This is a genomic window from Streptomyces krungchingensis, assembly GCF_054729265.1.
The window spans coordinates 7,485,334-7,504,493 of the sequence record NZ_JBPUKY010000001.1 but is presented as its reverse complement, the minus strand read 5'-3'; the positions used below and the strand labels follow the sequence as shown (position 1 = coordinate 7,504,493).

The 19,160-nt window shown below is 72.2% G+C and carries 10 protein-coding genes; 3 read left to right on the top strand and 7 right to left on the bottom strand.

Features of this window, described 5'->3' with window-relative positions; all coding sequences use genetic code 11:
- Positions 1-403 precede the first annotated feature (403 nt).
- Positions 404-1,417 carry a LacI family DNA-binding transcriptional regulator gene (locus ACSYGO_RS32955; RefSeq protein ID WP_426682478.1) on the top strand — a complete coding sequence of 338 codons (1,014 nt, stop codon included), beginning with the start codon at positions 404-406 and terminating at the stop codon, positions 1,415-1,417.
- Positions 1,418-2,017: 600 nt separating this feature from the next.
- The gene (locus ACSYGO_RS32950) at positions 2,018-4,069 is read left to right on the top strand and encodes a glycoside hydrolase family 31 protein (protein WP_460388686.1); all 2,052 of its coding nucleotides are present in this window, start codon (positions 2,018-2,020) and stop codon (positions 4,067-4,069) included.
- Positions 4,070-4,126: 57 nt separating this feature from the next.
- Here ACSYGO_RS32950 and ACSYGO_RS32945 read toward each other — a convergent pair whose 3' ends face one another.
- The 7 genes from ACSYGO_RS32945 to ACSYGO_RS32915 form a co-directional block, all read right to left on the bottom strand.
- Positions 4,127-4,843 carry a glycoside hydrolase family 12 protein gene (locus ACSYGO_RS32945; RefSeq protein WP_426682480.1) on the bottom strand — a complete coding sequence of 239 codons (717 nt, stop codon included), beginning with the start codon at positions 4,841-4,843 and terminating at the stop codon, positions 4,127-4,129.
- Positions 4,844-4,885: 42 nt separating this feature from the next.
- Entirely contained in the window at positions 4,886-7,510 is a 2,625-nt protein-coding gene (locus ACSYGO_RS32940; RefSeq protein WP_460388684.1) for a glycosyl hydrolase family 95 catalytic domain-containing protein, read from the bottom strand.
- The gene (locus ACSYGO_RS32935) at positions 7,507-9,492 is read right to left on the bottom strand and encodes a beta-galactosidase (RefSeq protein ID WP_426682482.1); all 1,986 of its coding nucleotides are present in this window, start codon (positions 9,490-9,492) and stop codon (positions 7,507-7,509) included. The genes ACSYGO_RS32940 and ACSYGO_RS32935 overlap by 4 nt, the downstream gene beginning before the upstream one ends.
- Positions 9,492-11,723, bottom strand: a complete 2,232-nt coding sequence (locus ACSYGO_RS32930) for a 1,4-beta-glucanase (protein ID WP_460388682.1) — start codon at positions 11,721-11,723, stop codon at positions 9,492-9,494. The genes ACSYGO_RS32935 and ACSYGO_RS32930 overlap by 1 nt, the downstream gene beginning before the upstream one ends.
- 331 nt (positions 11,724-12,054) lie before the next feature.
- A complete protein-coding gene (locus ACSYGO_RS32925) occupies positions 12,055-13,002 on the bottom strand; it encodes a carbohydrate ABC transporter permease (RefSeq protein ID WP_460388680.1) in 948 nt (315 codons plus the stop codon).
- On the bottom strand, positions 12,999-14,063 hold the full coding sequence (locus ACSYGO_RS32920) for an ABC transporter permease (protein WP_432172426.1): 1,065 nt from the start codon (positions 14,061-14,063) through the stop codon (positions 12,999-13,001). Before ACSYGO_RS32920 ends, ACSYGO_RS32925 begins: the two co-directional genes overlap by 4 nt.
- A 26-nt stretch (positions 14,064-14,089) precedes the next feature.
- Complete coding sequence (locus ACSYGO_RS32915) at positions 14,090-15,766, bottom strand: extracellular solute-binding protein (RefSeq protein WP_426682486.1); 1,677 nt, start codon at positions 15,764-15,766, stop codon at positions 14,090-14,092.
- Positions 15,767-16,127: 361 nt separating this feature from the next.
- Here ACSYGO_RS32915 and ACSYGO_RS32910 point away from each other — a divergent pair, with 361 nt between their 5' ends.
- Positions 16,128-18,971, top strand: coding sequence for a glycoside hydrolase family 3 C-terminal domain-containing protein (locus ACSYGO_RS32910; protein ID WP_460388678.1), 2,844 nt, complete (start codon positions 16,128-16,130; stop codon positions 18,969-18,971).
- The last annotated feature ends 189 nt before the right edge of the window (positions 18,972-19,160 follow it).

Genomic DNA, 19,160 nt, shown 5'->3' with positions numbered 1-19,160 from the left:
TGCGGGACGCCCTGGACGGGTGCTGTCCGCGATGTTGCGCCAGGGGGCCATTCGGGGGAACGTCTGCACAGGCCACCGAGCGGCCGCCGCATCCTTCCCGGGGCGCCGGGGAGCCTGCCGGGATCCCTTGGCGAAGGCCACCGGGGAGTCCACGGGACGGCGGCCCTCACGGACTGCCGGGAGCGTCCGGGATCGCGCCCCGCGAGGAGTCGGGGAGCGCCCGGCCCCGCGCCCTGCGGCTCGCCGGGGACCACCGGGGATTCCCGGCGCCGGAATTTCGCTGTCGAAGCGCTTCGACAACCTATGGACACACCATCTCCACCGGGCTACTGTCGAGCCACCCTCACTCCCCTGTCCGCAACACGCGCACTGTCGAAGCGCTTCACAAAGCTTGGAGAGCTGGATGGTCACCCTCGCCGAGGTCGCCCAGCACGCCGGAGTCTCGGCGAGCACGGTGAGCTATGTCCTCAGCGGCAAGCGGTCCATCTCCGCGAACACCCGGCAGCGGGTCGAGCAGAGCATCCAGGAGCTCGGCTACCACCCGAACGCGGGCGCCCGCGCCCTGGCGAGCAGCCGGTCCAACATCATCGCGCTGATGGTTCCGCTCCGCACCGACATGTACGTACCCGTGATGATGGAGATCGCCATCGCGGTGGCGACCACCGCCCGCATCCATGGGTACGACGTCCTGCTGCTCACCGGCGAGGAGGGCCCCGACGCGGTCCGCCGGGTCACCGGCAGCGGGCTCGCCGACGCGATGATCCTGATGGACGTCGAACTCGACGACGAGCGGCTGCCGCTGCTGCGCGGGACCGACCAGCCGTCCGTGCTCATCGGTCTGCCCGCCGACACCTCGGGGCTGACCTGCGTCGACCTCGACTTCGGTGCCACCGGCGCGCTGTGCGCCGAGCATCTGGCGATGCTGGGGCACCGTGACATCGCTGTCATCGGCGAGGCGCCCGCCGTCTACGAACGGCACACCGGCTTCGCCGAACGCACCCTCGACGGGCTCCGGTCCCGGTCGCGGGAGCTGGGCCTGCGCGTGCTGCACCGCCCCTGCGAGGGCGGGTACGACGCGATGGCCGTGACCCTCGCCCGGATCCTCGACGAACGCCCGGCCACCACGGGCTTCGTCGTGCAGAACGAGTCCGCGGTGGAACCGCTGCTCGCCCTGCTGCGCCAGCAGGGCCGGGCCGTACCCGAGGACGTGTCGGTGATCGCGATCTGCCCGGACCAAGTGGCGACGCAGGCCTCGGTGCGGCTGACCTCGGTCGCCATCCCCGCACAGGAGATGGGCCGGCACGCCGTCGAGCAGCTGATCGCCAAGCTCGACGGACAGGGTGAGGACGAAGTCGTCCTGATCGCACCGGAGTTGACGGTACGGGCGAGTACGGGTCCGGCGCCGTCCGCTTCCTGACACCGCCCGGGCCGGCCCGGGAGGGCGTCCGGGCACCGGGTGGCTCCCCGGCACGGGGGTCCACTCCCCCGCACAAGGGGCCCCGGCGGTGGGGCCCGGACGGCTCCCGGGCACGGGTGCGGCACCGGGCGCTCCCCGGCCGAGGGAGCGGCGCCGAACACCACTCGGCCCCGGGATCCGGTCCGGGACCGGGCTCCCGGACCGAGACCGAGACCCGCAGGGCTCGGACCGGGCCGGGCCGGTCGTCGGCTCCGGTCGCGGAGGGTGTCCGTCCGTCCCCCGGAGACGGACGGACTGGCACCGGCGGCCCGGCCGGGGCCGCCGCGTGGGCAACCGGCCCGCCCCTGACCGGCGGGCCCGAGGCGCCACCGCACCGATCGCGCCCGTCAGGGCGCGGGACCGGCTCCGGCCGCGTCCCCGAAAGAACGGGACCGGCAGCAGCCGGTTCCCGAAGGCACCGGACGGCTCCGGCCGCTCCCCGAGTCCACGTACCGCGCAACCGCCCCGGTCTGTAAAGGCGTTGCGGTAGTCCCTTCTGCCCCGGCGGCCGTCACGGCCGCGCCGGGTTCTTCGTCACTCCTTCCTTCAGGAGCACTCCACGTGAATCAGCCTGCCGAAAACCAGACCCCGTCGAGCTCGGTCAGCCTCGCGCAGTCCTCCCCGACCGTCGGCACGTTCCGCGAGCGGGACGGCGCGCTGGAGTGGAGCGGACGCCAGGAGACCGTCCGCATCGAACCATGGGGGCCGGACGCGGTCCGGGTCCGTGCGCGCCTCGGCGGACCGCTCCTCGAAGGCCTCCCCGGCGCGCTGCTCGACGAGCCGCCGGCCACCGAGAGCACCGTGAAGATCCTCGACGGCGAGGGCCGGCTGACGGTGGGTACGCTGACCGTCGAGGTCGACGCCGAGGGCCTGATCCGCTTCGTGCGCACCGCGGACGGGGGCGAGCTGCTCGCCGAGGAGCGCGCCCACTTCTGGTGGCCCGGCTCCCGCCTGTACACCCCGACCGGGAACGGCCACCACCGCCTGGAGCAGCGGTTCGCCGCGTACGAGGGCGAGAAGCTGTACGGCCTCGGACAGCACCAGCACGGGCTGCTGGACCAGAAGGGCGCGGTCCTGGACCTCGTCCAGCGCAACGCCGAGGTCACCATCCCGGTGCTCACCTCCAGCCGCGGCTACACCCTGCTGTGGAACAGTCCGGCGATCGGCCGTGTGGAACTCGCGGGCAACGGCACCCGATGGGTGGCCGACTCGGCCCGTCAGATCGACTACTGGATCACGGTCGGTGCCCCGGCCGACGCCCAGCGCCGCTACAGCGCCGCCACCGGCCGCACGCCCATGCTGCCCGAGTGGGCGGCCGGCTTCTGGCAGTGCAAGCTGCGCTACCGCACGCAGGACGAACTCCTCGCTGTGGCACGGGAGTACAAGCGCCGCGGGCTGCCCCTGGACGTCATCGTGTGCGACTTCTTCCACTGGACGCACCTCGGCGAGTGGAAGTTCGACCCGACCGAGTGGCCGGACCCGGCCGCCATGCGGCGGGAGCTGTCCGAGCTGGGCGTCGAGCTGGTGGTCAGCGTCTGGCCCTCGGTCTCGCCGCTCTCCGAGAACCACCAGCTCATGGAGCAGCGGGGCCATCTCATCGGCACCCAGTACGGACCGATGGCGCACGCGGACTGGCCGGACAAGGGGGTCGCGTCCACCGTCCAGGTGGCGTTCTACGACGCGACGAACCCCGACGCGCGGGACTTCCTCTGGTCGCGGGTGAAGGACAACTACCTGGACCCGTACGGGATCAAGGCCTTCTGGCTGGACGCCTGCGAGCCGGAGCTGAAGCCCGGCTTCCAGGAGAACCTGCGCTATCACGCGGGGCCCGGACTGGAGGTCGGCAACCTCTATCCGCGGGAGAACTCCCGCACCTTCTTCGAGGGCCTGCTCGCCGCCGGCCGCACGGATGTCGTCACCCTCAACCGCTCGGCGTGGGCGGGCAGTCAGCGCTACGGGGCGGCCCTCTGGTCGGGCGACATCGGCACGGACTTCCCGACCCTGCGCCGCCAGATCGCGGCGGGCCTCAACACCGCGCTGTCCGGGATCCCGTGGTGGAACACCGACATCGGCGGCTTCCACGGCGGGGATCCGGACGACCCCGCGTACCGCGAGGTCATGGTCCGCTGGTTCCAGTTCGGCGCGCTGTCCCCGCTGATGCGTCTGCACGGCTTCCGCGACCCGGGCACGCCGCTGGGCCCGGACATGACCGGCGGCCCGAACGAGGTCTGGTCGTACGGCGAGGAGGCCGGCGCGATCATGGAGAAGTACCTGCTGCTGCGGGAGCGCCTGAAGCCGTACGTGCTGGACGTCATGCGGCAGGCGCACGAGGAGGGGCTGCCGGTGATGCGCCCGCTGTTCCTGGAGTTCCCCGACGACCAGGCCGCCTGGTCGGTGGACGACGCGTACCTCTTCGGCCCCGATCTGCTGGTCGCGCCGGTGCTCACGGCGGGGGCGACCGCCCGTACGGCGTACCTCCCGGCGGGGGCCCGCTGGACGGACGCGTGGACGGGCGAGACGTACGAGGGCGGCGCGGCGGTGACGGTCGACGCGCCGCTCGACCGCATCCCGCTGTTCCTGCGGGACGGGGCTCGGCTGCCCGTGGCCGGGTAGTCCGGCAGCCGAGTGCGGCCGGTCCCCGAGAGGACCGGCCGCACTCCCCTGAGCGGGTCAGCTGCTGCTGACCGTCAGGTTGTTGGCGGCGAAGTCCAGGCCGCCCGAGGACGAGGTGATCTCGAAGCCGAACTGCACGTCGCCGATGGTCTCGCCGCTCGACATCCAGCCCTTGGTGTTCGCGATCCACTTCAGGATCGGGAGGATGTCGATGGTGCCGGAGGTGGAGTCCGAGCTGCGCAGGAACGAGAAGACCTCGTTCGAGCCGTTGTTGCCCTTGTAGACGGTCCAGGTGTTGCCGCCGAGAGTGAGCGTGCCCTGGGAGGTGCCGAGCGCGCCGACGGCGCCGTTGTAGTTGACCCAGAGCATGGTCTCGTAGTCGTAGTCGGTGTCCCAGATGTCGTACGACGTGTTGTACGCGCCGGAGGACGGGACGGTGACGTTGTAGGTGCTGGTGAGGGAGGACAGCCCCGAGATCGTCCTGCCGACGTACTTCTTGGAGTTGGGGTAGGACTTGATGCCACCGGTGTCGGGGTGGTTCGCCCATACTCCCCAGCTGGTGCCGGAGTTGGCCCAGATGCACTGGCTGCCGGCGCCGGAGCCCCAGATGTTGTTGTAGAGCGTGTAGCCGTTCAGCGTGGTGTTGCCCCACTGGTCGCAGGAGGACCAGACGGCGGCCTGTGCGGGGGCGGAGGCGAGACCGACCGTGGCGCCGAGCGCGAGCGCGGGGGCGACGAGGGCCTTGGTGATCCTCTTCAGTGTGCGAAGTGCCATGGTGTCCCTTCCATGGGTGGGGGGAACTGCGGATTCACTCGGTCACTGCGGCCCCAGGGTGAGGACGCAGTCTTCTCCGGCGCTCAGGGAGAGCGGTCGCGCGCCGGTGGAAGTCCTGAGGTCGACGCGGCAGGTACGGCCCGGTCTCACCACGGCCGTCGCTCCCGCGGGGCTCCAGGCGAGGTCGACCTCGGCGCCGAACCTCGTGCGGATGCCGTGGAGTTCACCGGCGGGGAGCGTGGCGGGGAGCGCGGGGAACAGGACGAGCCGCTGCGGGGTGGACTGGATCAGTGCCTCGATGAGCACGGCCGGGAGGGTGTGCGCGGCATCGGCGTTGTAGACGTGCCGCTTCGGGTAGTGCCCGCTCATCAGGGAGACGTGGAAGAAGTCCCCGGCGAGGACCTCGTGCAGGGCCCGGGTCACCCGGGCGGCGTCCCCGAGGCGGGCGGCCACCAGGGCGTGGTGGAGGTGACCGTGCGCGGAGTCGTTCTCGGAGCCGCGCAGTTCGAGGGCCCGGCGGGCCGCCGCGGCGAGTCCGGGGGTGTCGTACGGGGTGATCTCGTCGAGCGGCCAGACGCCGTAGAGGTGGCTGAGGTGCCGGTGGTCGTAGGTGTCGCCGAGGCCGGGCCGGGCCCATTCGGCCAGCGCGCCGTCGGCGTTGACGCGGTGCGGCGGCAGCCGGTCGGCGAGCGCGCGCCAGCGTTCCGCGGCGGGTCCGGGGTGGTAGTCGGCGGCGGTGCGCAGTGCGTGGCGGGCCGCGGAGAGGTCCATGGCGGAGTTGACGGTGATCCAGCCGGCGTTCGCGGGCCGGTTCTCCGGGGAGTAGGACGGGACGATCACGATCCGGCCGTCGTCGTCGGTGCGGGTGAGGAAGTCCTCGTAGAAGAGGGCCACTTCGACGAGTGCGGCGGCCAGGCGGGGGTCGCGGGCGCCGCGCGTCTCGTCGTGGTCGACGAGCGGCTTGAGGAGCCAGTCGGCGCCGGCGGTCCACACGTGCAGCGGGTACTCGCGGCTGAGGTGGTAGAGGTGGCCGGACTCGCCGTCGGTGTGTGCGGGGGCGACGACGCCCCGGGTGCCGAAGACGGCGCGCGCGTTGTCGCGCCACTGGGGGATCTGGGCGTGGATCAGTGCGGCATGTGCCTCGGTGACCTCCGGGAGCGCCGCCGCAGCCGCCGACGCCGTCTGGAGGTTGAGGTTGGCGTCCGTGGTGAACGCCCCGGACCAGGCGGTGTCCCAGTCGCCCGTCCACAGCCCGGTCAGCCGTGGCGGCAGAGTGCCGGCCGCGGACAGCAGGTGGTGGCGGCCGGCCGCGAAGAGCCGCTCCAGGAGAGCCGGGCTTTCGGGACGGCGGATCAGCTCCGAGCCCGGCAGGCCGCGTTCGGCGGCGTCGGCGCGCAGGTCCAGCGTGACCCGCCGGTAGGCGGGGCGGTGCAGCGCGGTGTGGCGGGCGAGCAGCCGGGCGTACGCGTCACCGCCGTCCGGCGCGGCGTCTTCCGTCCGGTGCCGATCCTGGTCCCGGTGCCCGTCTCTGTCCCCGTCCCTGCGGCGGACCTGGTCCCGGTGCCCGTCTCGGCCCGCGTCCCCGTGACGGACGTGGTCCCGGTGCCCGTCTCTGTCCCCGTCCCTGCGGCGGACCTGGTCCCGGTGCCCGTCACGATCCTGATCGTCGAGCCGGTCCCGGTCGCCGAGCCGCTCCGGATCGTCGTGTCGGCCCAGGTCACCGAGCCGCTCCGGATCGTCGTATCGGCCCATGTCACCGAGCCGCTCCGGATCGTCGTGCCGCTCCTCCGGGAGCAGCAGGTCGCGGAGTGCGCGGGCCTCCGCCGTCGCGTCCAGTTCACCCGTGTGCCGCCTCACCCGCGTCAGCAGGAGGACCGAGCGGGCGCCCTCGATCCGGACGCCGGGCAGCGCGGTCCGGGTCCGGCCGCCGGAGACGACGACCAGCGTCACCCCGGTGTACGCGAGGTCGCTGTCGGGGTAGCGGGCCCGCAGGGTGAGTACGGCGCCCTCGCGGGTCAGGACCGTGCCGTGCCCCACGGCGAGGCCGGCGGGGGCCCCGGGCAGCCGGTGGTCCAGGGTCACGTCGACGGTGAGGTCCGCGTCGGTGACGTACTGGACGACGACGTCGTCGGCGCGGGAGACGAAGACGTCGCTGCGCCAGCCGCCGCACGCGGCGCCGACGACGCCGGTGGTGAAGTCGGCCTCGCGCCGGTAGGCCTGCCACCGCGCGGCCGGGCGGCGCAGCCGCACCTCGAAGGCGGGGTGGAAGGGCTGCACCCACAGCAGCGGGCGCCCGTCGGTGAAGTCCTCCCCGGCCGTGACGTCCCCGGCCAGCAAGCGGTCCTGAAGCTCCGGAAGACGGTCGGCGAGCGCGGGGGGACGGGCGTCCGCGCTGCCGTTCGGTCGGACCAGGCGGTGATGGTTGACGATGATCCGGTCACTGTTCGGATCTCCGAACACCATGGCGCCGTGTGTGCCGTTCCCGCTCAGGAAGGCGTCCTCCCAGCGGGCGGCGGGCAGCGGCTCCCAGGTGCCGTGGACGGGCCCGGTGCGGTCGCTCGTCCCGGGCACGGAGGGGGCCGGGCCGCCGCCGCGCCCGTTCGCCCGGCGGGCACCGTGGTCCGTGCCGGGCACGGACCCGCTCCGGTCGTGGGTGGGGCCGGTCATGGCTGGAGCACCACCGCTCCGTGGCGCTCCAGCCGCACCGAGCCGGTCACACGGTCGCCGGTGAGCAGGTCGCGGTGGCGGCCCGGCACCTCGACCGTGACGGCGTCGGGCCGGTGGTTGAGCAGGAAGAGCAGTGCGCCGCGCCGGACGGCCTCGACTCCGTCCGGAAGGCCGTCGAGCACCGGACGCAGGCCGGCACGGTCCGCGACGCCGGCCAGCAGGGCGCGCAGCGCGTCCGGTTCGGGCTGGGTGGAGAGGTACCAGGCCGTGCCCCTGCGCAGCACCGCGGGCAGCCCGTCCAGCTCGCCACCCTTGTACACGGCCTCGACGACCGCTTCGTCCGCGGCCTCCAGCTCCTCGGACCACAGCGTTCCGCGAAAGCCGTCGCACTCGGCGATCTCCCCCGCGTCCAGCGGCCACCACTCGTGCAGCGTGCGGATGCCGAAGAGTTCTCGGAGCCGGGCGTCCATGCCGCCGGGCCGGACCCGGTCGTCCTCGTCGGCGACACCGGTGAGGAAGCCGCAGACGAGGGTGCCTCCGTCGCGTACGTGGGCGAGGAGGTTGTCGATCGCGGCGTCCGTGAGCAGATAGGGCTGCGGGGCGACGACGAGCCGGTACGCGGACAGGTCGTGCTCGGGGTGCGCGAAGTCCGTGGTGAGGTGTGCCTCCCACAGGGCGCGGTGCCAGGCCCGCAGGATCTGGGGGTGGTCGAACTCCTGGGAGAGGCGGCCGTCGTGGTCCCCCGCCCACCAGGAGTTCCAGTCGTGCAGCACGGCGACGTCGGCGGTGATGCGGGTGCCCGCCACCTCGGGGCCGATCATGGCGAGTTCGGCGCCGAGCCGCTTGACCTCCTGGAAGGTGCGCCCCTGCTCCCCCGCGTGGCCGACCATCCCCGAGTGGAACTTCTCGGCGCCCTGCCGGGACTGGCGCCACTGGAAGTAGCAGACGGCATCGGCGCCGCGCGCCACGGCCTGCAGGGACCACAGCCGGTTGAGGCCGCGCGGCTTGGGGTGGTTGACGCCGCGCCAGTTGACCGGTCCGGCCGCCTGCTCCATGAGCATCCAGGGGCCGCCGGCCGCCTGGGAGCGCGTCATGTCCTGGACGAGTGCCCCGTGCTGGGCGCCGAGGGGGTCGCGCGGGTCGGGGTAGAGGTCGACCGAGACGACGTCCTCCTCCCGCGCCCACCGCCAGGCGTCCTGTCCCGCCCACAGAGGCATGAAGTTGCTGGTGACCGGGATGTGCGGGGTGTGCCGGCGGACGATGTCCCGTTCGGCGACGAAGCACTCCAGGAGCATGTCGGAGGTGAAGCGGCGGAAGTCCAGCACCTGCGTCGGGTTCTTCATGTAGTGGGCGTGGCGGGGCGGGAGGATCTCGCTCCAGCGGTCGTAGCCCTGGCCCCAGAAGGCCGTGCCCCAGGCGTGGTTGAGGGCGTCGAGGGTCTGGTATTTGTCCTGGAGCCAGCGGCGGAACGCGGCGGCCGCCTCGTCGCCGTAGTCGTAGGTGCAGTACTCGTTGTTGATGTGCCACATCGTGAGGGCCGGGTGGCCCGCGTACCGGGCGGCCAGGTCGTCCGTGATGGCGGCGGCGTACCTGCGGTAGACGGCGCTGGAGTGCGAGAAGTGCTGGCGGGAGCCCCACCATTCGGTGCGGCCCTCCGCGTCGCGGGGCAGGGTCTCGGGGTGCAGGCGGCCCATCCACGGTGGGGGCGAGGAGGTGGGGGTGGCGAGGACGACGCCGACGCCGTGGTCGTGCATCAGGTCCATCAGCCGGTCGAGCCAGCCGAACTCGCGTGCTCCGGGGCGTGGTTCGAGCTTCGCCCAGGAGAAGACGCCGAGGGTGACGGAGTTGACGGCGGCCTCCTTCATGAGGCGGACGTCCTCGTGCCAGGTCTCCTCGGGCCACTGTTCGGGGTTGTGGTCGCCGCCGAAGAGGATGCGGCCGCGGGTCGCGTCGGCGAGGCTCGGCCGCTGGTGTGCGCGCATCAGACCGGGTCTCCGTACTGGATGCCCCGGCCGTTGGTGCCGAGGTACACGCGGCCGTGGATACGGGGGTCGCCGGCGATGACCTCACCGGTCCAGCCCCACTGGTGGGCGTCGTCGTTGATCCGCATCCAGGTCCGGGCGGTGTCGTCGGAGCGGAGGACCGCGGTGCCCGGCCCGGTCGAGCCGACCTGGTAGAGGGCGGGGTAGTCCGCGCCGTCGGCCGCCATTCCGAAGCCGAGGGTGTACGAGGCCCAGCAGCTGGTCACCTTGTCGAAGCCGGTGCCGCCGTCAGTGGACCTGTACAGCCCGTTCCACTTCAGGCTCAGCCACAGGTCGCCGCTGCGTCCCGGTGCCGCGGCCAGCCTGAACTGGTCGTCCCCGGAGGGCAGTCCGCCGGCGCGGGCGCCGAAGGAGCCGCCGCTGTCCGTGCTCGCGTACAGGGTTCCCGTGTCCGTGTCGTACGCGTAGAACGCGGTCGGGTCCACCGGGTCGGCGACCGGTGTGGCGCCCTTCGGGAAGGAGGGGACCTCGGCCCAGGTGGCGCCGCCGTCCGTCGAGCGGTGCGCCGCGTACTTGGTGCCGTCCCAGTGGACGAAGGACCACAGCAGGACGCTGCCGTCGGCGTTGACGGCGATCGGCCCCGGCGCGTCCTTGCCGAGGGCGGGCTGCGCCGGGAAGGGCGTCCAGGTCCGCCCTCCGTCGTGGGAGTGGGCGCCGTTCCCGTTGTCGCCCCAGCCCGTGCGGACGACGTACGACGGCTCGGCCGCGGCCTGCGCGAGTCCCGTCGCCGTGCCGGACACGGGGTTCGTGGCCATGCCGCGCGAGGGGGACGCCGTGAGCCGCTCGTGGTGGAGGACCCCGATGTCCCCTACTCCGCTGATCAGATGCGCCGCGCCGGACGGGGGCGAGATCAGCCGGCGTACGGCCGACTCCTCCAGGCCCCGGATCTGCGGCGCCCAGTGCCTGAGGTCGCGGGTGGCGTAGAGGGTCGCTCCGGTGCCGTACACCACGTGCCCGGAGTCGTACGGGTCGACGGCCACCGCCTGGATCCACCAGCCGAACTTGGGCCGGTCACCGCCCCACTTGAGGTAGGGGGTCTCGGACACGTCGAGGACGGCCGTGTCCTTCAGGGAGGTCCAGGTACGGCCGCCGTCGGTGGTCCGGAACACGGTGTCGCCGTCCGCCCAGCGGTTGTTGGTGGACACGACGACCGTGCCCGCCCTGCGGACGTCGGCCGCGACCCCGCCGTAGGCGAAGGTGTCCGCCGAGCCGTCGGCCGTGGTGCCGCCCGGCCGGACCGGGGTCACCTCGGTCCATGCTCCGGTGGCGGTGCGCAGCTTGTGCACGCTGCCGTCGGTCTGGCCGTTGGGGCCGGGCGCGTCGCCGTACGTGACGTACAGCTCCCGTGTGTGCGGGTCGTACGCGGCGCGGAGCGGGATCCTGGCGGAGCTGCCCGCGGGCTGCCCGGGGACGGCCTCCCAGCGGGTGCCGTCGGCCGTGCGGTAGAGGTTCGGCGTGCCCGGGGTGCCGTCGCCGTCGCCCCAGCCGGCGTAGACGGTGCGCCCGGCCGCGGCGAGGAACGTGACGCCCTGTCCGGTGGGGTTCGCCTTCGCCGGGAAACCGGTCGCGGCGGACCAGGTGGCCCCCCGGTCGGTGGACCTGAGCAGCCCGTCGTGCCGGGTGCCCAGCCACAGGACGGCACTGTCGCGGGGGTCGACGAGCAGGCGTTCCCCCGTGCCGCGCCCGTCCTCGTTGGCGCCGAGTTTCACGGACAGGTCGGTGCGCGCCCAGGTGGCGCCGCGGTCCTCGGAGCGCAGGACGGCGCCGTTGCCCGCCCAGGACTGCGCGTAGGTGCCGACGGCGAGGTACAGGCGGTCCGGGTGGGCGGGGTCGACGGCCAGTGCCTCCACACCGAGCAGGTTCCAGTCGTCCCAGCCGAGGTGGTCGGTCAGCGCCGTCCAGCGGGCCGCCCGGTCGTCCCAGCGGTAGGCGCCGCCGATGTCGGTGCGGGCGTAGGCGAGACCGCGTACGGCGGGGTGGAAGAGGACACCGGTGACGAAGCCGGTGCCGCCGACGACGGCGTTGCGCCAGCGGTACGGCGCCGGGTCCGCGTCGGCTCCGTTCGTCGGGCCGGCCGGTGCCGCCGTGGCACCGCCGGGGGTGACGGCGAGCACGGCCGCGGCGGCGCTTCCGGCAAGCACGGCTCTTCTGCCCGGTCGGGGCGTGCGCATGACATACCTCGTTCGTGGAGAGGACAGGGTCGACGGAGCGAGGCCGCACGGGCCGGGGGCGGCACGAGCAGCACCGGTCAGGGGCGCGGGGAACTGCGCGACCAGCCACGACGCACCCGCCCCGGAAGGACGACCGGACCACCCACGGCCGACGCACCGAACCGGCCGGAGCGACGAGCAGAACGGGCGGACCGGACCGGACGGAACAACGAGCCGAAGCAGAGCGGGCGAACCCGACCGGACGGGCCGGAGCGGCGAACCGAAGCAGAGCGGGCGAACCGGACCGGACGGGCCGGAGCGGCGAACCGAAGGAGAGCGGGCGGACCCCAGGTCAGCCCTTCACCGCCCCGGTGAGCATCCCCTTCTTGAAGTGCCGCTGGACGAAGGGCGAGAGAACGGCGACGGGCAGCAGCGCCAGCACCATGACGGCCATCTGGATGGCGAGCGGCGACAGTTGCCCGGTGTTCACCTGGGTCGCGAGACCGACCGGACGCTCCTGCTTCTGCACCAGCTGGATCATGACGTTCTGCAACGGCATCATGTCCTGGTCGGTGAGGTAGATGGAGGCGTTGAACCAGGCACTCCAGTACCCGACCGCGTAGAAGAGGGAGATCACCGCGAGCACGGCCCGCGACAGCGGCATCACGATCTTCCAGAGAATGCGCCATTCGCCCGCGCCGTCGATGCGTGCGCTGTCGACCAGTTCCGGCGAGATGCCCATGAAGAACGCGCGCAGCACCAGGATGTTGAAGACGCTGACCGCGCTCGGAAGGATCAGCGCGAGATAGGTGTCGGTGAGGCCGAGCGCCTGCACCAGCAGATAGGTCGGGATGAGTCCCGCGCCGAAGAACATGGTGGCGAGCAGCAGCATCAGCAGCCAGCGGTGGCCGAGCGAGCCGGTGCGCGAGAGTCCGTACGCGCACAGGACCGAGACGGCCATGCTGAAGAGGGTGCCGACCAGCGTCACCCCGAGGCTGACCAGGGCGGCGCGTTGCACCTGGCCGCCGCCGAGCAGCTCCTGGTAGGCGATGAAGGTGACGCCCTTGGGGATCACCACCAGGCCCCCGGCGGCGTCGATGGTCTTCTTCGACTGCAGGCTCGTGACGATCACGATCCACAGCGGGAAGAGGATCGCGAGGGCGGCGAGCGTGAGCGCGAACCCCTTGCCCGCGATCCCGGCCGTGCTCGGCTCCTCCTCCCAGGGCGGCCGGGGCGGCGCCGCCCACCGGCCCGGCGGGCGGGCCGGTCCGACGGCGGACTTGTCGATGACGGCGGTCATTTCTTGTACACCCCCTGCTCACCCATGAGATGGGCGACCTTGTTGGCGGTCAGGACGAGTCCGAGGCCCACGACGCCCTTGACGAGGCCTGCGGCAGCGGCGTATCCGAAGTCCTGGTTGCGGATGCCGTTCCACCACACGTAGGTGTCGAGGACCTCGGCGGCCCCGGGGCCCACGGAGTCGCGCTGGAGCAGCAGTTGCTCGAACCCGACCGTCAGCGCGTCGCCGACGCGGAGCACCAGCAGCAGGGCGATCACCGGGCGCAGGGCGGGCAGCGTGACGTGCCACATCCGCCGCCGGCGTCCGGCGCCGTCCATCGCGGCGGCCTCGTACAGGTCGTTCGACACGGACGAGAGGGCGGCGAGGAAGACGATGATGCCCCAGCCCGCGTCCTTCCAGACGCCCTCCGCCGTCACCAGGAACTTGAAGATCCCCGGGTCGGTCATCAGGTCGATGCCCTTGTGCCCGTGCTGGCGCAGGGTCTGCGCGATGATGCCCGCGCCGCCGAAGATCTGCTGGAAGACGGTGACGACGAGGACCCACGAGAAGAAGTGCGGGAGGTACATGATCGCCTGGGCGACCGCCCGGACCCGGGGCCTGACCACGCTGTTGATGAGCAGCGCGAGCAGGATCGGGATCGGGAAGTAGAGCACCAGCTGGAGGAAGAACAGCACGAAGGTGTTCTGCACCGCGTGCCAGAAGGCCGAGTCCTCGAAGATCCGCTGGAAGTTGTCGAAGCCGACCCAGGGGCTCTGGAACATGGCGACGAAGCCGTTGTCGCTCAGGTACGGGTCGTAGTCCTGGAAGGCGACGACGTTGCCGAGCACCGGTATGTAGGTGAAGACGAGGATCAGCGCGACCGCCGGCAGCGTCATCAGGATCAGGGTGCGGTCGCGTCTGAAGCGCAGCCGCAGATCCAGCCGACCGGTGCGCCGGCCCGCCCGCCTCGCCGCGCGTCTCGCGGCCGCCTTCCCGGCGCTGCCGCCGGGCGGGTTCCCGCCCGGCGTCCGCCCGTCCGTCTTCGCCTCGGCCCTGCTCCGGGGCACCGTGCTGTGGGACACGGCCTCCTCCTTGCCTCAGCCCTGGCTCACTTGGCCGCGGAGCCGTTGTCGTCGAGCAGCTTCTTGTACCAGGCGCGCAGGCCGTCGCCGCCCTTCTGCTTCCAGTCGGAGACCGCCTGCTGCATGTCGGCGATCTTCTTGCGGCCACGCACGATGTCGTCCTCGAGCTGCTCGAAGTCGTTGGCGAGGTTGGTCCACCGGTTGGGCTCGGTGACGGTCAGGCCGTAGAAGGACGACTTCTTGGTGAAGGCGCCCATGCGCTGCTGCCACTCGACCTGGAGCCTGGCGATCTCGGGCAGGTCGGGGTGGGCGAGGTAGGCGGCCGGGTCGCCGGTGTAGTCGTAGGCGCCGTTGACCTCGTTGGTGCCCTGCGTGGTCTTGGTGGGCAGGCCCTTCTTGAGCTCGAAGTCGGCGCCCTCGACCCCGTAGTCGGTGAGCATGCGCTCCTTGGTGCCGAACGGGGCGGCACAGAAGTTGGCCAGCGCGAGGAAGTCCTTGATCTGCTGTTCGGACGCCTTCTTGTTGACGAAGGTGAAGATGTTGGCGGGCTGGACGGCCCACAGGGTGGGGTCGCCGCCGTCGTGGCCGAAGATGTCGAACGCGGCCATCTCGAAGTCGGCGTTCTGGGTGCGCTGTTCGGCGGTCTTGCCGTACCAGTAGGACAGGTCGCCGTTGAAGACGAGCACCTGTCCGGCGCCGAACCGGTTGGACGCGTCGCCCTTGACGGCCTTGGCGTCGGGGTGGACCACGCCGGCCGCGTAGAGCTTGCGGGTCCACTCCAGGGCTTCGAGGTACTCGTCGGTCTCGATGCGGTTGATCAGCTTGCCGCCGTCGAGGTTCCACCACAGCGCCTTGTCACTGCCGGACAGCACCCCGAACATGTTGAAGGCGGTCCACTTCAGGTCGTCGCAGGCCCACACCTTCGCCTTGGCGCTCGTCGCGTCCTTGGCCCAGGACAGGAACTCGTCCGCGGTCTTGGGGAGTTGGTACCCCTTCTTGGCGAAGAGGTCCTTGCGGTAGAAGGGCGCGATGTTGTTGACGTACGAGGCGGGCATCGGGATCGCGCGGAGCTTCCCGCCGAAGATGGCGCGCTGCCAGGCGTCGGTGGGGACGGCCGCGAGGTTCGGGTAGTCCTTGACCTTGTCGCCCGACAGGTACGGGCCGAGGTCGGCGAACTTGGCGTTGACGGCGCTGGGGATCTTGCCCATCAGGTTCCAGCCCGGGACGACCACCACGTCCGGGATGTCGCTGGAGGCGAGGACCGCGCCCAGCTTCTCGTCGTAGGTGTTGCCATCCTGGTTCTGCCAGGTCACGTCGACGCCGACGGCCGCGTTCATGGCCTTGTAGTAGGCGTTGCCGTTGGACGGCGGGGTGCCCCACAGGGGTGCCATGACCTTCAGCCTGCCGCCGCTGCCGAGCTTCTTCGGCACCGACGACTTCAGCCCGTCCAGGGCGATCGCCTGGGTGAACCCCGCCGCCGAACCGTTCTTCGCCGGAATGTCGGGCGTCACGACGCTCGTCGCCACGAAGGCCGGAAGGATCTTCTGGGCGTCCTTGCCGGAGGTCGTGCCCTCCTTGTTGCCGTCCTGCCCGCCGCAGGCGGTGAGCAGCGGCATGCCGCCGGCCACGGCGGCCGCGGCGACCGCCGTGGAGGCGAGGAAGGTTCTCCGGCTGGGAGCGGAGGTGGCGGAGTTCGGCGTCATTGCGTCAACCCTTCGTGGCGCACAGCAGGACACCCGGCGGTGGAGCCGTCGGCTGCGGTGTCTTCAGTGGAACTGGCTGAGCTGAAGCGGTCCTCGGAGATGCGGACTCCTGAGCGGCAGGCCCGCCAGTCGAAGCGCTTCGATGTTGCTGCGAGGTTAAGTGAACACCTGGGGGCGCACAAGAGTCGTTTCCAAGATTCCTCGGAGGTGTGGACCAATCTGCGCCCGCCTTCTGGCACTTGACATCACGACGAGGAAACGGAGTTGTTGCACCGGGGTGTCTTGACACCTGCCCCTCGGTCGAATCAGCATCGAAGCGCTTCGAAAGCCTCTCGTCGCCCCGTCGCAAAGGGATCACCAAGTGACCGCACAGACGCCTCCTACGCCGCCTTTCCGCGATCCGCGACTGCCGTTCGCGAAGCGCATCGACGACCTGCTGGCGCGGCTCACCCTCGACGAACGCATCGCGTTCCTGCACCAGTTCACGCCCGCCGTGGAACGGCTCGGCATCGCCGCCTTCCGGACCGGGCAGGAGGCCCTGCACGGGGTCGCCTGGATGGGCCCCGCGACCGTGTTCCCGCAGGCCGTGGGGCTCGGCGCGACCTGGAACGACGACCTCGTGCGCCGGGTCGGCGAAGCGGTCTCGACGGAGGCGCGCGCCATGCGCGCCCGCGACGACCGCGTCGGCCTCAACGTCTGGTCCCCCACCGTCAATCTGCTGCGCCACCCGCTGTGGGGCCGCAACGAGGAGGGCTACTCGGAGGACCCGCGGCTCACCTCCGCCATCGCCACGGCGTACACGCGGGGCCTGCGCGGCGACCACCCGCTCTACTGGCGCACGGCGCCCGTCCTCAAGCACTGGCTCGCGCACAACAACGAGACGCGACGCGACACCACGTCGTCCTCGGTGCGCCCGCGCGTGCTGCACGAGTACGACCTGCCCGCCTTCCGCGCGACCGTCGAGGCGGGCGCGGTGGCCGGGGTGATGCCGGCGTACAACCTGGTCAACGGCCGCCCCAACCACGTCTCGCCGTACCTGCGCGAGCAGTTGCGCACCTGGACCGACCAGGAGCTGCTGGTCTGCTCGGACGCCGGCGCCCCCTCCAACCTGGTGGACACCGAGCACTACTTCGACACCCACGAGGAGGCGACCGCCGCCGCCGTCCTGGCCGGCGTCGACAGCTTCACGGACCACGGCACGGACAGCTCGCAGATCGTCGGCCGTGTCCAGGGCGCCCTCGTCCAGGGCCTGTTGAGCGAAGCCGACATCGACACCGCGGTCCGCCGCCAGCTGGACGTCCGCTTCCGGCTCGGCGAGTTCGACCCCGGGTCGGACCCGTACGCCGGCACCGACGACTTCGACACCCCGGCCCACCGGGCGCTCGCCCAGGAGGCCGCCGAACAGGCGATCGTCCTGCTGAAGAACGACGGACTGCTGCCGCTCGGCCCGGACGTCCGCGTCGCCGTCGTCGGGCTCCTCGCCGACGAGTGCAAGCTCGACTGGTACAGCGGCACGCTCATCCACCGCTCGACGCCGCTGGAGGGGCTGTACGAGCGATTCGGCGCCGACCGGGTGGACTTCGCCGAAGGCGTGGACCGGGTCCGCCTGCGGACCACGCAGGGCACGCACCTGTCGGTGCCCGCCGCCGACGGTGCCGCGGACGAGGTGAGCGGCGCCGCGGGCGCCCTGGACCCCGCCCTGCTGTCCGGCCGCACCGACCTGCCGCCGCTCACCGCCGACGGCCCCGGCACCGAGTTCGCGCTGATCGACTGGGGCGAGGGCGTGCTGACCCTGCGCGCCCCGGACGGCCGCTACCTGTCGGTCGCCGAGGACGGCTTCGTGCGCGCCTCCGCCGACCGGCCCGGAGGCTGGGTCGTCCAGGAGACCTTCCGCCTGGAACCCTCTCAGTCCCACGAGAACGGCCACCTCCTGAAGCACCTGGGGACGGGCAGGTACGTCACGGTCGCCGCCGACGGCGTGAAGGTTGCCGCGGAGAACCCGGCGGTCCTCTTCCTCGACTTCACCGAGCGGGGCACGGACGCCGTGGCGCGCGCGGCGGCCTCCGCGGACGTCGTCCTCGTCGTCGCGGGCAACGACCCGCACATCAACGGCCGCGAGACGGAGGACCGCACGACCCTGCGGCTGCCCGCGCACCAGGAGCGGCTGCTGCGCGCCGCCCGCGCCGCCAACCCGGCGACGGCCCTCGTCCTGGTGTCGGCGTACCCGTACGCGGTCGACGTCGCCGGGCTGCCGGCCGTCCTGTGGAGCGCGCACGGCGGACAGGCCGCGGGCACGGCCCTGGCCCGCACCCTCGCCGGGGACGTCTCGCCCGCGGGCCGTCTCCCGCAGACCTGGTACGCCTTCGACGACGACCTGCCCGACCTCCTCGACTACGACGTGATCGGCGGCCGCCAGACCTACCTGTACTTCGAGGGCACGCCGCTGTTCCCCTTCGGACACGGCCTGTCGTACGCGTCGTTCGCCTACGCGGACCTCAGGGTCCGCAGGCAGCCGGGCGGGCTGACGGTCTCGTTCAGCGTCACCAACACCGGCGGGACCACCGCCGACGAGGTGGCCCAGCTCTACGTGCGCGCCGTCGCCCCGTCCGTGCCGCGGCCCCGGCGCGAGCTGGCGGCGCACCGCCGCCTCCGCCTCGCACCCGGCGCCTCGGCGGAGCTCTCCTTCGAAGTCCCACACTCCGCCTTCGAGTTCTGGGACGTGGCGCTGAGCCGGCCGCGCCTGGAACCGGGCGGTTACGAGCTGCTCGCCGGTGCGTCCAGCGAGGATGTCCGGCTCCGTACGACGGTCGAGTTCGACGGTGAGCCGGCCGCGCCCCGCCCCGTCCTGGAACACGGCCTGAACGCGGGCGACTTCGACGAGCAGCGGGGGGCGATCCTGGTCGACCGTACGCGGACGGCGGGGGACGCGGTTTCACCGGTGGACGGCGAAACGGCCGAACTCGTCTTCACCGCGTGCGACTTCGGGACCGGGGTCACGGACGTCTCCGTCGAGGCGGCGGGCGAGGGCGTCGTGGAACTGTCGCTGGACGGCGGCCGGTCGTACGTCGCGCTGACCGTCGCCGCGACGAAGGGGCGGTACGACTACGCGAGGCTCGGCGCCGCCGTCACCGCCGACGGCGTGCGCGACGTCCACCTCAGGCTGCGCGGGCCGCTGCGGCTCGCGCACGTCGGCTTCTCCGGTTGAGGGTCCGCGGAAGCCGACGGAGGGCCCGGCACCGGGACACGGGTGCCGGGCCCTTTTCGGGAGGGGCGGGTCCGGCGTGGGCGAGGCATCGGGACCGGCCCCTTTCCGCGTACGGGGCGGGGCGCGTCCGGCGCAAGCGAGACACCGGGAGGGTGCACTGTCCGCATGCGGCACGGGGTGCGGTACGCG